At 64.8% G+C, this 14,021-nt stretch carries 12 protein-coding genes; 5 read left to right on the top strand and 7 right to left on the bottom strand.

Annotation, left to right across the window (positions count from 1 at the left end; all coding sequences use genetic code 11):
- Window positions 1-7 precede the first annotated feature (7 nt).
- Together ACSQ8Y_RS04240 and ACSQ8Y_RS04235 are read left to right on the top strand one after the other, a co-directional pair.
- A complete protein-coding gene (locus tag ACSQ8Y_RS04240; protein ID WP_436265212.1) occupies window positions 8-745 on the top strand; it encodes an SAM-dependent methyltransferase in 738 nt (245 codons plus the stop codon).
- A gap of 405 nt (window positions 746-1,150) precedes the next feature.
- Complete coding sequence (locus ACSQ8Y_RS04235; protein ID WP_436265211.1) at window positions 1,151-1,285, top strand: GIY-YIG nuclease family protein; 135 nt, start codon at window positions 1,151-1,153, stop codon at window positions 1,283-1,285.
- A 334-nt stretch (window positions 1,286-1,619) separates the two neighbouring features.
- On the opposite strand, the gene ACSQ8Y_RS04230 is transcribed toward ACSQ8Y_RS04235, so the two are convergent.
- The 6 genes from ACSQ8Y_RS04230 to ACSQ8Y_RS04205 form a co-directional block, all read right to left on the bottom strand.
- Window positions 1,620-2,423 carry a substrate-binding periplasmic protein gene (locus ACSQ8Y_RS04230; protein WP_436265210.1) on the bottom strand — a complete coding sequence of 268 codons (804 nt, stop codon included), beginning with the start codon at window positions 2,421-2,423 and terminating at the stop codon, window positions 1,620-1,622.
- A 13-nt stretch (window positions 2,424-2,436) separates the two neighbouring features.
- Window positions 2,437-3,717: an EAL and HDOD domain-containing protein gene (locus ACSQ8Y_RS04225; protein WP_436265209.1), complete on the bottom strand. Its 1,281-nt coding sequence runs from the start codon at window positions 3,715-3,717 to the stop codon at window positions 2,437-2,439.
- A gap of 75 nt (window positions 3,718-3,792) precedes the next feature.
- Complete coding sequence (locus ACSQ8Y_RS04220; RefSeq protein WP_436265208.1) at window positions 3,793-4,992, bottom strand: 23S rRNA (adenine(2030)-N(6))-methyltransferase RlmJ; 1,200 nt, start codon at window positions 4,990-4,992, stop codon at window positions 3,793-3,795.
- A gap of 99 nt (window positions 4,993-5,091) precedes the next feature.
- On the bottom strand, window positions 5,092-6,393 hold the full coding sequence (aceA, locus tag ACSQ8Y_RS04215; protein WP_436265207.1) for an isocitrate lyase: 1,302 nt from the start codon (window positions 6,391-6,393) through the stop codon (window positions 5,092-5,094).
- Between the two features lie 515 nt (window positions 6,394-6,908).
- Complete coding sequence (gene rraA, locus ACSQ8Y_RS04210) at window positions 6,909-7,403, bottom strand: ribonuclease E activity regulator RraA (RefSeq protein ID WP_436265206.1); 495 nt, start codon at window positions 7,401-7,403, stop codon at window positions 6,909-6,911.
- Window positions 7,404-7,438: 35 nt separating this feature from the next.
- Window positions 7,439-8,653 carry an MFS transporter gene (locus tag ACSQ8Y_RS04205; protein ID WP_436265205.1) on the bottom strand — a complete coding sequence of 405 codons (1,215 nt, stop codon included), beginning with the start codon at window positions 8,651-8,653 and terminating at the stop codon, window positions 7,439-7,441.
- Window positions 8,654-8,756: 103 nt separating this feature from the next.
- On the opposite strand from ACSQ8Y_RS04205, the gene ACSQ8Y_RS04200 reads away from it, so the two are divergent.
- The 3 genes from ACSQ8Y_RS04200 to ACSQ8Y_RS04190 all read left to right on the top strand — a co-directional run bounded on the left by ACSQ8Y_RS04200 (window position 8,757) and on the right by ACSQ8Y_RS04190 (window position 11,385).
- Complete coding sequence (locus ACSQ8Y_RS04200) at window positions 8,757-9,551, top strand: AraC family transcriptional regulator (RefSeq protein ID WP_436265204.1); 795 nt, start codon at window positions 8,757-8,759, stop codon at window positions 9,549-9,551.
- 154 nt (window positions 9,552-9,705) lie between these two features.
- On the top strand, window positions 9,706-11,031 hold the full coding sequence (locus ACSQ8Y_RS04195) for an aldehyde dehydrogenase family protein (protein WP_436265203.1): 1,326 nt from the start codon (window positions 9,706-9,708) through the stop codon (window positions 11,029-11,031).
- Window positions 11,032-11,052: 21 nt separating this feature from the next.
- Window positions 11,053-11,385, top strand: a complete 333-nt coding sequence (locus ACSQ8Y_RS04190) for a hypothetical protein (protein WP_436265202.1) — start codon at window positions 11,053-11,055, stop codon at window positions 11,383-11,385.
- Window positions 11,386-11,388: 3 nt separating this feature from the next.
- On the opposite strand, the gene clpB is transcribed toward ACSQ8Y_RS04190, so the two are convergent.
- Window positions 11,389-13,998, bottom strand: a complete 2,610-nt coding sequence (gene clpB, locus ACSQ8Y_RS04185) for an ATP-dependent chaperone ClpB (RefSeq protein ID WP_436265201.1) — start codon at window positions 13,996-13,998, stop codon at window positions 11,389-11,391.
- Window positions 13,999-14,021: the final 23 nt, after the last annotated feature.

Below are 14,021 nucleotides of genomic sequence, written 5' to 3'. Positions count from 1 at the left end.
AACAACCATGCCAGGCACCCTCTACCTCATTCCCAACACCCTGGGAGACACCGAAGCGCTGTCCCACGTCATCCCCGAGCACGTGCAGGCGACCACCGCCGCCCTCGGCTATTTCGTGGCCGAGAACGCCAAAACGGCGCGTGCCTTCCTGAAACTGGTCGGCGCCCAGCACCCGCTGTCGCGTCCGCTGCAAGAGATCAAGATCTCCGAACTGAACGTCAACACCCCGTCCGACGCCCTGCTCGGCCTGCTGCAACCGCTGCTGGCCGGCGAGGACGCCGGCCTGGTGTCCGAAGCGGGCGTGCCGGCCGTGGCCGATCCCGGCGCCGACCTGGTGCGCCTGGCGCATCAGCACGGCATCCCGGTGCGGCCGCTGGTGGGACCGTCGTCCATCCTGCTGTCGGTGATGGCTAGCGGATTGAATGGACAAAGCTTCGCCTTCAACGGCTACCTGCCGACCGACGCCGCGCTGCGCAGCAAGCGCATCAAGGAACTGGAAAGCCGTTCGCGCAGCGAGAAGCAAACCCAGCTGTTCATCGAAACGCCCTACCGCAACGCCGCCATGCTGGAAGCGCTGGTGGCCAATTGCGCCGGCGGCACGCTGATCTGCGTCGCCACCGACATCAGCCTGCCATCCGAAACCATCCGCACCATGACCGGCGCCCAATGGAAGGGTTTGCTGGCTTCGGGCAAGGCGCCGGACTTCCACAAAAAGCCCACGGTGTTCCTGCTCCTGGGACAGTAGGCAGCGCACCCAGCGCGATATATTCGACGAGCTTGACAAACAAGGTGTGGTCCGCCTCCTTGTCATTCCCGCGCAGGCGGGAATCCATGCTGAATGTTACTTACCCGCGCAGGCATGCCACCGGGACACTGGACCGGGTGAGAGGGCTGGCGGATGAGTTCGCCAAAATGCACGGAGATCGCAGCTGCGTGCCGCTCCCTATGGATTCCCGCCTTCGCGGGAATGACAAACAAGGTGTGATCCGCCCCCCCTGTCATTCCCGCGCAGGCGGGAATCCATGCTGAATATCAAAGGGCGACCAATGATGTGCTTAACCTCGTTGAAAACGCCCCAACGATTGCGCTTGCGCATAAAAGGGCGGGCGCTTCAAACGAATAATCATAGAATTCCATTGCCGGAGGCTCCATGGCCAATGCCTACTACGTATATCTGCTGGCAAACGAACAGTATGGCATTCTGTATCTGGGTGTGACCTCCAATCTCGTCAAGCGAGTGTGGGAACACAAAGAGGGGCAGGCAGATGGCTTCACCAAGAAGTAAGGCATCAAACGGCTGGTGTGGTTTGAATGCCATAGCGAAGTCCTCGCGGCCATTACTCGTGAGAAGCAGTTGAAGAAGTGGAGCCGCAAATGGAAGATGGAGCTGATTCAGCGGAAGAATCCGTTGTGGCGGGACCTATACGCGGACATCGCGGTTTCTTGACACTGGCTATGGATTCCCGCGTGCGCGAGAATGACAGGCGGGAGGAGATTGACAGGCGGTGCGGGCTTGGCGGGCGGCGCGGAATGACATGCCGTGCGGCGATGACAGGCGGTGCGGGCTTGGCAGGCGGCGCGGAATGACACGCCGTGCGGGAATGACGGGGCGACGCTGCTCAGGGCGCCAGCATCCTGGCGGCGTCCGCCGGCGGGACGTAGCGCTCCAGCAGGCGCTGCATGGTGCCGTCGCTGGCCATGTCTTTCATGACTTCGCCCCAGCGCCTGGCGTCGTCGGCGCTGAAGTTCTTTTTGCTGAGCATCAGGTGGACCGGGTCCCGGGGGCCGCCGGGCGCCCAGTCTTCAATCCGTGGCCGCTCACCGCTGAAGTAACTGGTATACACCAGCTGCGTGCCGATGACGGCCTGGAAGCGGCCGGCCTTGAACATCGCGTACAGCTGCTCGGTGCTGTCCGCTTCATCGACCCGCGCGATGTTGCGCAACTGGGTGATAAAGCCGTCGTAGGGCTTGCCGGGGAAATGGCCGCGCCCCATCCCCAGCCGCAAATACGGCGCGGCCAGGAAATCCGCCGGGGAACGCACGCTGGCGTCCACATCCTTGCCAAGGATGACCATGTTCTTGATGGTCAGATAGGGAATCGCCCAGGCGAACACTTTGCGCTCGGCCGGCGCCGCCGCCGACAAGGTCATGTCCACGCTGCCCCCGTGCAGTTCCTGCCAGATACGGCCGCGCAGCATCACGCGCATGTCGAATTTGCAGCCGCTGCGAACCGCGAGCTGTTCGGCGATGTCTTTATCCAGGCCTGTGCCCGCATGGTAGAAGCGGCCGAACTCGTACAGCCCCAGCACGATAGGCTTGGCCGGACAGGCCGGCCTTTGCTGCGCCGCAGCGGGCAGGCAGAGCCCAGCCAGCAAGGCTGCCAGCGGCAGGTATCGCACCATGGTGTGACCGAAGGAACGCATGCTCAGCCCGCTCTTATTGCACGCCGTTCGTGTAGTCGTTGACCCAGTCATAAGCGGCCACCTGGATCGCGTACAGCTCAGCCGGCGAGAGGTTCAGGTCTTGCAGCATATGACCCAGCAGCGCCGGTTCGCCCGCTTGCTCCAGCCGCTCAATGTGCTCGACCAGCGTCAGCATATCGCCGTAGTCTCCGCGCCGCTCCAGCAAGGCGCCGCGCACTTCGTCGAGCACATTGACGCTTTCGAGGATCTCTTCCATCCGCACCGAGAACAGGGCGTCCATCAGGGACATGACGCCCACGGTGAAGGCGATGTCGGCGCTGGTGCGCTGGCCGGGCCGCAGGTGCTCCACCATCAGCTCCAGGGTCTTGCCGCGCGTGGTGGCCATCTGCAGCAGCGGCGAATCGAATTCGGGGCGCTGCCCGGTGCGCACGTACAGCAGGATCTGCAGCCAGCGCTGCAGCTGGCGCCGGCCCAGCACGATCAGCGCGTGGCCAACCGAATTGATGCGGAAGCGCGCACCCACCGACGGCGTATTCACCAACCGCAGCAGGTTCAGCGTGATCAGCGGGTCGTGCTTGACGCTGCGCTCGATCTCGCGCTGGTCGGCGTCGGAGTTGAGCAGGTTCAACAGATTGAGGATGGACAGCTGCGACGGCGTGATCTTCTTACCGCTCAGCACCACCGGGCGCGCGAAGTAATAGCCCTGGAAGTATTCAAAGCCGAGATCCATGCACTGCTGGAACTCCTCGACGGTCTCGACCTTCTCGGCCAGCAGCTTCTGCTTGGAATGGCGCATCGATTCGGCCAGCGAACTGAGCCGGCCGGGCTGCATGTGGTGGATGTCGACCTTGATCACGTCCATCATCGGCTGCAGCTTGTGCACGTCGTCCGTGTGATCGACCACGTCGTCCAGCGCGAAGCGGAAACCGGCTTCCTTGAGCTCGCGCACGCGCTCGAGCACATCCGGCGTGGCGTGCACGGTTTCCAGGATTTCGAGGATGACCTTGTCGTTGGGCAGAAAGCGGATGAAGTCGCTCATCAGGCCGACCTGGTCGACGTTGACGAAGGCCATCTGGTCGCCAACCACCTGCCCCATGCCCAGTTCGGATGCATGGGCGATCACGGTGGCGGTGGCAGCCGCGTCGTCGGTGAAGTCCGCCCGGTCCGTGTCGGCATGCCGGAACAGCAACTCGTAGGCGACCAAGCGCTGGCTGCGGTTGAGGATGGGCTGGCGTGCCAGGTAAAACTGATTGGCAAGCTCGGGCGCTATCTGTAGCTGCGAAGCGATGGTCATGACTGCCCCAATCTGCGATTGTTATTGTAAGACTATACCCATCGATAGAGTCTTGACAACATTAATTTACACAGATTATGGGCGCTTGGGTTTGGTGTTGCGCGGCGTGCTCGTGCGCGGACCGTCCGTGCCCAGCTTGGCTACCGGCTTGGCCCCTGCCGGGCGGTTGTAGCTGGCGCCGGGCGAGCCCGGACGGCCGCTGCCAGCCGCCGCGCCGGGCGTGCCGGGACGCGACGAGGTGCGCAGGCTGCCGCGCGGCGCGGTCGGCGCATTGTTGCCGCGCAGGCTGCCGCCGGGGCCGATGGCGCGCGGCGAAATCGGCGCGCGCAGGCCGCCGCGCGGATTGCTTTCGGTCTGCGCCAGCGAGCCGGCGCGCGGCGCGGTGGCGGCCGTGCCGGACTCGAGCACGAAGCTGGCGCCGGCGTCCTCGCCCAGCACTTCCACCAGGTAGGGCATCACTTCTTTCAGCGTCGCCTCCAGCGTGTAGGGCGGGTTGACGATGAACATGCCGCTGCTGTGCAGGCCGCCGAAACCGTCCGGGCCCGGCGTGCGTATGGTCAGCGTGACATTCAGCCACTCGGTGCCCTTGATGTGCTTCATGCGCTCGGCGAAATTGCGCGCCTCGATACGCTGCAGGATGGGATACCAGATGGCGTAGGTGCCGGCCGGGAAACGCTTGGTGGCATCGTTCAGCATCTCGACCACCTTGCGGTAATCCTGCTTGTCCTCGTACGGCGGATCGCACAGCACGACCGCGCGGCGCGACGGCGGCGGCAGCAGGCCCTTCAGCTCATGGAAGCCGTCGCCGCGCGTCACCAGCACGCGCTTGCCGCGCACGGAGGAGCGGATGCCTTGCGCCGCCTTGTGCTCGTCGAGCTTGCGGAAGTTGTCGGTCAGGATCTTGGAGTCGGCCGGGTGCAGCTCGTACAGGCGCAGGCGGTCGTGCTCGCGCGCCACCTGGTCGGCGCAGTAGGGCGAACCCGGGTAGTAGCGCATCTTGCCGCTCGGATTCATGCCCTTGATCAGTTCCACGTACTCCGCCAGCGAGGCCGGCATGTCGGTGCGCTCCCACAGCGGGCCGATGCCGGTTTCATACTCGGCGTTCTTGGAGGCGAAGTTGCCGTCCAGCGCGTACACGCCCGCTCCGGCATGGGTGTCGATATAGCTGTAGGCGGCTTCTTTCTGGTTCATGTACTGAAGCAGCTGGATCAACACGAAATGCTTGAGCACGTCGGCGTGGTTGCCGGCGTGGAAGGCGTGGCGGTAACTGAACATAGGGGGTATTTCCTTAAAGATGGATGCTGCAAGGGTGCATTATACCTAAGGAAACCGCCGCTCCGGAATGGGCGGGCACGCGGCCCGCCCGGGCTGTTCCTACGCCACTTTTTTGGCCTCGCCGAAGAATTGCTCGTCTTCGGTCGAACCGTGCAGCGCGGTGGTCGAGCTCTGGCCCTGCTGGATGGCCTGGGTCACCGCGTCGAAGTAGCCGGTACCCACTTCGCGCTGGTGCTTCACGGCGGTGAAGCCCTTTTCGGCGGCGGCGAATTCGGCTTCCTGCAGTTCCACGAAGGCCGGCATCTGGCGCCGGGCATAGCCATGCGCCAGGTTGAACATGCCGTAGTTCAGCGAGTGGAAGCCGGCCAGCGTGATGAACTGGAACTTGTAGCCCATGGCGCCCAGTTCTTTCTGAAACTTGGCGATGGTGGCATCGTCCAGGTTTTTCTTCCAGTTGAACGACGGCGAGCAGTTATAGGCCAGCATCTTGCCGGGGAATTTCGCGTGCACGGCTTCGGCGAACTGCTTGGCGAAAACCAGGTCCGGCTTGCCGGTCTCGCACCAGACCAGGTCGGCGAACGGCGCGTAGGCCAGGGCGCGCGAGATGGCCTGGTCCAGGCCGGGGCGGACTTTGTAGAAGCCTTCCACGGTGCGCTCGCCGGTGCAGAAAGCCCTGTCGTTAGGGTCCACATCCGAGGTCAGCAGATCGGCAGCTTCCGCGTCGGTGCGCGCGATCACCAGGGTGGACGTGCCCATCACGTCGGCCGCCAGACGGGCCGCCGACAGCTTCTCGACCGCTTCCCGGGTCGGCACCAGCACCTTGCCGCCCATGTGGCCGCATTTTTTGACGGATGCCAACTGGTCCTCGAAGTGCACGCCGGCGGCGCCCGCCTCTATCATGGATTTCATCAGTTCATAGGCGTTCAGCACGCCGCCGAAGCCGGCTTCCGCGTCGGCAACGATGGGTGCGAAGTAGTCGATGTCGTCCTTGCCCTCGGACCACTGGATCTGGTCGGCGCGCTGGAAGGTGTTGTTGATGCGGCGCACCACCGTCGGCACCGAATTGGCCGGATACAGCGACTGGTCCGGGTACATCTCGCCTGCCAGGTTGGCGTCGCCGGCGACCTGCCAGCCGGACAAATAAATGGCCTTGAGGCCGGCCTTCACCTGCTGCATGGCCTGGTTGCCGGTCAGCGCGCCCAAGGCGTTGACGAAGGGCTCGTCGCCGAGCAGCTTCCACAGTTTCTCCGCACCGCGCTGGGCCAGCGTGTGCTCTATCCTCAGCGATCCCCGCAGACGGACCACGTCCGCCGCCGAGTAAGTGCGCGTCACACTCTTCCAGCGCGGATTGCTGTCCCAATCCTTTTGCAGTTCAGCCACTTGCTGTTCACGAGCTGCCATGGTGTTCTCCTATGATGTGGTCTAGATGAAAGTGAAATCCGTTAAACACATAATAGGCTGTATTGTTCAGCGCACCAATAGTCTTATATAAGACATATGAGTAGTTTTAAACCGTTTATTATCAATAACTTGGAAATAATTTTTCATGTTACGGAACGAAATTTCTCCCTCTGGAAGGGCTGCCATGCGGCATGGCCGCAGAGCATTCCGCATGGTGAAACAATGTTTTCGCTAAGTGAAAAACGGTCGAAATAGTACTTTCAGCACAACTGACTTTCTAAATTGAAATGTAAGTTATCGTCAGAAAATACTATGTGACTATTGGGAAGGGTCTGCTAAAGTAAAGACACGATAAAAACCACAGCAGCCTGGCGCCGCGTGGAACCGGATGATGTCGACGCTGAAAGCGGTATCCGGTTTAACGGCGTGGGGCTAGGCCCGTTCCCACCGCTGGCCGGTCAGAGGATGTGAACGAATCGGCCGCACCGTTGCCTCAACGTGTGCGGCCTTTTTCTTTAGACCAGCTGTTTCTTCGCGACCAGCACGCCGTCGGCGTCGGCGTAGATCCAGTCGCCCGCCGCAACCGGCACGCCGGCTATCAGCACGCGCACGTCACGCTCGCCCACGCCCTGCTTCGCGCTCTTTTGCGGATGCGCGCCCAGTGCGCGCACGCCCACGGCGCAGGCATTGATTTCGTCGCAGTCGCGGATGCAGCCGTAGACCACGATGCCGGCCCAGCCGTTGTTCTGCGCCAGCAGGCCGAGCTGTCCGCCGACCAGCGCGCGGCGCATGCTGCCGCCGCCGTCTATCACCAGCACATTGCCGTTGCCGGGCGTTTCCAGAACGCTGCGCACCAGCGCATTGTCTTCAAACACTTTCAGCGTGCTGGCACGGCCGCTGAATTTCTTGTGCTGGCCGTAATGCAAAAACACCGGCGGCAGTACCGCCAGGGTGCCGTCTTCCAGCAACGCGGCGTTGTCGTCGCAGATATCGGTGGTGGCAAAGTGCATACGATCTCCTTGGAAATTGTCAAATAAGGAAGATTCTAAGCTTTCTGCAGGCGCAACGCCCGGGTATTGCTGCCCACCCCCACCGCAGTCGCGATCGCCAGCGCCTGGAACACGCCGATGAAGACGAAGATCCAGGATGGATGATGGGCATCCATCATCGCGCCGAAGATGAGCGGGCCGACCGACAGGCCGCTGTCCAGCCCGGAATACACGACGCCGAATACCCGTCCGGTGGCGTTGGGCGGCGCGGCGGCGCGTATCAGCAGGTCGCGCGACGGGCCGGCGATGCCGGACGCGAAGCCGATTGCGCCCATCAGCACCAGCGCCATCCAGGCCGGCACCACAGCCAGCGCCAGCAGGATGGCCAGGGCGGCGGCGCTGCCGAAGGCAAGCATGATGGTGCGGTCGTGGTCCTGGCTGCGGGCGCCGAGGAAGCCGCCGAGCGCCATGCCCGCCGCCGACGCCGCCATATAGGCAGTGTAGGCGGACGTGGCCAATGCCAGCGACATGCCGTACAGCGACACCAGCGCGGTGGAAGCGAAACTTTGGATGCCGCCCAGCGCCAGCGCCGTGATGAAGAAGAAGGCGAAGCACATCCACACCGACTTCAGGCCGAGGAAGGCCAGCGAGCCGCCCGCAGGCTGGCCGGGCGCACCGGGTGCCCGCACGATGGGGTCGGGCCGCAGCGCATGGCGGTTCAGGAACAGCACGCCCAGCACGATGAAGGGCAAGGCGGCCGCGCACAGCAGCGCGGTGCGCCAGCCCGCCATGGTGGTGACGAAGGTCATGAAGATGGGCGACAGCGCCCAGCCGATGTTGCCGCTGATGCCATGCACCGAGAAACCATGCGCCAGCCGCGCCTTGGATACGCGCTGGTTCAGCAGCGTGTAGTCGGCCGGATGGAACACGCTGTTGCCGACGCCGGCCAGCATGGCGCCCGCCAGCAGCATGGTGTAATTGGGCGCGGCGGCCAGCGCCAGCGCCGATACACCCAGCAGCCCGATGCCCGAGCACAGCACGGCGCGCGCGCCGAAACGGTCCACCACGAAGCCCGCCAGCGCCTGGCCGATGCCGGAGACGACAAAGAACACCGTCATCAGCAGGCCCAGTTCGGCGTACGACAGATTGAATTCAGGCTTCAGCCACGGGAACAGCGCGGCCAGGATCAGGTGGTAGAAGTGCGAGGTGCCGTGCGCGAAGCCGACCAGCCCGATCACGCGCGCGTCTTGCCGCAGGGTTGCTGTGCTCATGCTTACTCCGGTTGTGTGGGTGCGATGACACAGTGTAGCAATCCGGTGTCGACTGGTTTAAGATAGACCGACATAATTTATCGCAATTCTGCCAAGGCGCAGCATGCCCGTCCCCATCCTCACCCATACCAGCATCAGCCACCCGCGCGACGTGCCGACGTCCGTCCGGCCGGTGACCATGACCGCGCGCGACCTGCAGGCGGCCGAGTTCCTGCGGGCGCACGACCATCCCTGGGGCCAGGTGACGTTCGCGCTCGAAGGCGTGCTGCGGGTGACGGCCAACAACAGTAGCTGGATCGTGCCGCCATTGCGGGCGATCTGGATCGCGCCGCACGTGGTGCACGAGGTGACGGTGCTGGAAACGGCGCGGTTGCGGCCGCTCTGCGTGCTGGCCGAACGCGCGCCGTTCGCCGGAACCGAGTGCAAGGTGCTGGAGGTGTCCAGCCTGCTGCGCGAGCTGATCGTGGCGCTGGCGCGGCTGGACCGGCGCCTGGCACCGGCGCGCGAGCCCCTGCTGGCGGAACTGATACTCGACGAACTGGCGCGTTCGGCCACGCGGCCGATCCGCGTGCCGCTGCCCGAGGACAAGCGCTTGAAAATGCTGTGCGCCTCGCTGATAGATGAGCCGGGGTCGCCGCAGACGCTGGGGCATTGGGCGCAGCAGGTAGGCGCATCCGAGCGCACGCTGGCGCGGCTGTTCGAGCGCGAACTGGGGCTGACGTTCGGACAGTGGCGGCAGCAGGTCAGGCTGGCGCATGCCGCGCCGCTGATCGCGCGCGGGCTGCCGTTGGCGCAGGTGGCCGAACAACTGGGGTATGCCAGCCAGTCGGCGTTCTCCGCCATGTTCAAGAAGACCTTCGGTACCACGCCCTCGGCGTTCTTCGCAGAGGGCGGCTGAGCAGCCCCCACCGGGAATCGCCGGCCTGCCGTCGGTGGTGGCGGCGCCTATCCCTTAAGGACAAACACGCCGAATTTACAAGAATTAGTTATGCGCAGCGTGGAATAGTTTTTACAATATTTGTGCGCCCTCATACCAACAACGGCCAGCCTTTGTGAATAAACCTATTTCCACAGCAGCAGTACTTTCCCGCGATGCGTGGGCTCGCCTAGACAGCGCCGCGCGGCGCGCGCAAGCCGCCGCAGCGACGTTTCGCCAAAGCAGCGTGGCGATGCGCTGCCACCTGCTCGAACTGATCTCCTTCCACCTGGACGCCGCCGGCGCCAGCGTGGCACGCCAGGCCACCGCCGGCACCGGCACCGGCACCGGTGTAGGCGCCGATGCCGTGACGCTTGAACATCGTTCAACACTACAGCAGCTCAGCGCATTCTGCGCGGCCTTGCGCCGCAGCCACTGGCTGGACACGGCGCTGGCATCCGCGCCGCCGGAGCAGAGCATGCGCCACAGGCATATTGCGCTCGGCCCGGTAGCCGTCCTCGGCGCGGGCCCCGTTTCGGGCGCGGCAGCGGTCTACGCGGCGGTCAGTGCCGACGTGATCGCCGCGCTGGCAGCGGGCTGCCCGGTGCTGGTGCTCGGCAACGCCATCCAGGCCGGCTGCTGCGCCCTGCTGGCCCGGGCAGTGGCAGCGGCGCTGCGCTGCGCCGGGCTGCCCGACGGCATCTACGCCCTGCTGCAAGACGCTCCCGGCAGCCGGGACGCGCTGATCACCCATCCGGACATCAAGGCGGCCACCTTTAGCGGCAGCCGCGAACAGGGCTTGCAACTGATGCGCCGCAGCCTGGAACGCAGCGAACCGATCGCCGTCATGCTCGACCTGGCCAGCAGCAATCCGGTTTTCATCCTGCCGCAGGCGCTCAACGCGCGCGCCGAGTACCTGGGCCAGCAATTGCTGAAGCAGCTGGGACGCGGCATGGCGCACGGTATCTACAAGCCCGGCATCGTCGTGGCGATCGAGGGCGACGGCTATATCGACTTAAGGGAGACTATCGTGGAAGGCTTGGCGGCGCTGCCCGGGATGGCCGCGCCGCCTGCCGCTGCGCAATCCCACGTCGAGCTGGAGGTCGACGCGGCCACCCTGCTGGCAAGGCCCGCGCTGCTGGACGAGCCGCCCGGCCCGGCCGGCCTGCTGGTGCTGTGCGCCAGCGCGGACCAGATGCTGGACGTGGCGGCGCTGCTGGACCGGCAACTCGTGGCCAGCCTGCACATGGACGACGGCGACACCGCGCTGGCCGCGCGCCTGATGCCGCAGCTGGAACGGATGGCGCGCCACGTCAACGTCAATAGTTTCCGGCGCATGCCGATGTACAACGGCGCCACCGCCGCGCAGGCGGTGAGCCGCTTCCTGCGGCCCGTGTTCTACCTGGACCTGCCCCCCGGCCTGCTGCCGGCCGCGCCGCGGGACGCCAATCCGCTGCAATAACCGACCTTGTGCGAGCGTGACATGCAAGAAGAAAAAGTAGGCATAGCCAGGATACGCATCCACCAGGAACGCGCGCGCAGCACGGCGGTCCTGGGCTCCTTCGTGTCGGCGGACAAACTGCTGCGCAGCTGGGCCGCCGGACCGCAGGATTATTTCGAATGCGATTTCGAGATCGAGTATCTGGACGGCTACCGCATATGCGGGCGCTATCCGATGTGGCAGAAGTGCACCACCCGCCAGTCGCTGGGCGCCTACGTGCGGCGCACCCTGGACCAGCTGGCGGTGCCGGGGAAATTCCTGGAGCGGTATGAAGTGGAGGACTTCGCCGAGCGCGATGCCCGGCGCAGCCCCTGATGCTTACTGCACCACCGCCTCCTTGTCGCCGGCGCTGAACACCAGCGCGCCGTTGCGCTCGGCAATGCGGATGGTGTCCTTCGGCCCGAAGCGCCCTTCGAGGATCAGCCGCGACAGCGGATTCTCGATGCGCTGCTGGATCGCACGCTTGAGCGGCCGCGCGCCGTACACCGGGTCGTAGCCCGCCTCCGCGATCTTCTGCAGCGCGCTGTCGCTGACCTCCAGCCCCATTTCCATGCGCGCCAGGCGCTGCTCCAGGATCTGCAGCTGGATCTTCGCGATCGAACCGATGTTCTTCTCGTCCAGGCCGTGGAACACCACGATCTCGTCGATCCGGTTGATGAACTCCGGACGGAAGTGCGAACGCACCTCGGCCATCACCTGCAGCTTGACCAGCGCCGGATCGGAATCCTCCATGGCCTGGATCTTCTGCGAGCCCAGGTTGGACGTCATCACGATGACGGTGTTCTTGAAGTCCACCGTGCGGCCCTGGCCGTCGGTCATGCGGCCGTCGTCGAGCACCTGCAGCAGCACATTGAACACGTCGTGGTGCGCCTTCTCCACCTCGTCGAGCAGGATCACGCTGTACGGTTTGCGGCGCACCGCCTCGGTCAGGTAGCCGCCCTCGTCGTAGCCCACGTAGCCGGGCGGCGCGCCGATCAGGCGGGCCACCGAATGCTTCTCCATGAATTCGCTCATGTCGAGCCGTATCATCGACTCCTCGGTGTCGAACAGGAAGGAAGCCAGCGCCTTGGTCAGCTCGGTCTTGCCGACGCCGGTCGGCCCCAGGAACATGAAGGAACCGTAAGGACGGTTCGGATCGCCCAGGCCCGCGCGCGAGCGGCGGATGGCGTCCGCCACGGCGTTGATGGCCTCATCCTGCCCCACCACGCGCTCGTGCAGCTTCTCCTCGATGTGCAGCAGCTTGTCGCGCTCGCCCTGCATCATGCGCGAGACGGGGATGCCGGTCGCGCGCGACACCACTTCGGCGATTTCCTCGGCGCCGACCTGGGTGCGCAGCAGCTTGGGCTTGTCCTTGCTGTCCGGCGCGGCGCCGGCCGATTCGGCCTGCTTGAGCAGCGTTTCCAGCTCCGGCAGCTTGCCGTACTGCAGCTCGGACACGCGCTGCCAGTTGGAGGCGCGCGTGGCTTCCTCCATCTGCTGCCGGATGCGCTCGATCTCTTCCTTGATGTGCGTGGTGCCCTGCACATTGGCCTTCTCGGCCTTCAGGATTTCCTCGAAGTCGTTGTACTCGCGCTGCAGCTTGACGATTTCCTCGTCGATCAGGTCCAGCCGGCGGTGCGAGGCCTCGTCCTTTTCCTTCTTGACCGCTTCGCGCTCGATCTTGAGCTGGATCAGGCGGCGTTCCAGCTTGTCCATCACCTCGGGCTTGGAATCGATCTCGATCTTGATCTTGGACGCGGCCTCGTCGATCAGGTCGATCGCCTTGTCGGGCAGGAAGCGGTCCGTGATATAGCGGTGCGACAGCTCGGCCGCCGCGATGATGGCCGCGTCGGTGATCGCCACCTTGTGGTGCAGCTCGTACTTGTCCTGCAGGCCGCGCAGGATGGCGACGGTGGCCTCCACGGTCGGCTCGTCGACCAGGATCTTCTGGAAGCGGCGCTCCAGCGCGGCGTCCTTCTCGATGTATTTGCGGTACTCGTCCAGGGTGGTCGCGCCCACGCAATGGAGCTCACCGCGCGCCAGCGCCGGCTTGAGCATATTGCCCGCGTCCATGGCGCCTTCGGCCTTGCCCGCGCCCACCATGGTGTGCAGCTCGTCGATGAAGACGATGGTCTGGCCCTCGTCCTGCGCCAGCTCCTTGAGCACCGACTTCAGCCGCTCCTCGAATTCGCCGCGGAACTTGGCGCCGGCCAGCAGCGCGGCCATGTCCAGCGACAGCACGCGCTTGCCGCGCAGCGAGTCCGGCACCTCGTTGTTGACGATGCGCTGCGCCAGGCCTTCGACGATGGCGGTCTTGCCCACGCCCGGTTCGCCGATCAGCACCGGGTTGTTCTTGGTGCGGCGCTGCAGCACCTGGATCGCGCGGCGGATCTCGTCGTCGCGGCCGATCACCGGGTCCAGCTTGCCCTGGCGGGCGCGCTCGGTCAGGTCCAGCGTGTACTTCTTGAGCGACTCGCGCTGCCCCTCGGCTTCGGCCGAATCGACCTTGCCGCCGCCGCGCACGGTGTCGATGGCAGCCTCCAGCGCCTTGCGGGTCAGGCCGTTTTCACGCGCCAGCTTGCCGGCGTCGGACTTGTCGTCGGCCAGCGCCAGCAGGATCATCTCGCTGGAGACGAACTGGTCGCCGCGCTTCTGCGCCTCCTTGTCGGACAGGTTCAGCACGCCGACCAGCTCACGGCTGACCTGCACGTCGCCGCTGGTGCCGGACACCTTGGGCAGGCGCTCCAGCGAACTCTTCAGCGCGTTGCCCAGCGCGTTGACGTTGACGCCGGCGCGCTGCAGCAGCGAGCGCGCGCTGCCGTCGTCCTGGTTGATCAGGGCGACCAGCAGGTGCACCGGTTCAATGTAGGGGTTGTCATTGCCCACGGCCAAGCTTTGCGCGTCGGCCAGGGCTTCCTGCAGTTTGGTGGTGAGTTTATCTTGCCGCATTTGGAATGCTCCTGAAATGGTCT

Origin of the sequence: Pseudoduganella sp. LjRoot289 (assembly GCF_964252925.1) — a bacterium.
Classification (GTDB): Bacteria; Pseudomonadota; Gammaproteobacteria; order Burkholderiales; family Burkholderiaceae_D; genus Rugamonas.
This window is presented reverse-complemented; position numbering and strand designations above follow the sequence as displayed.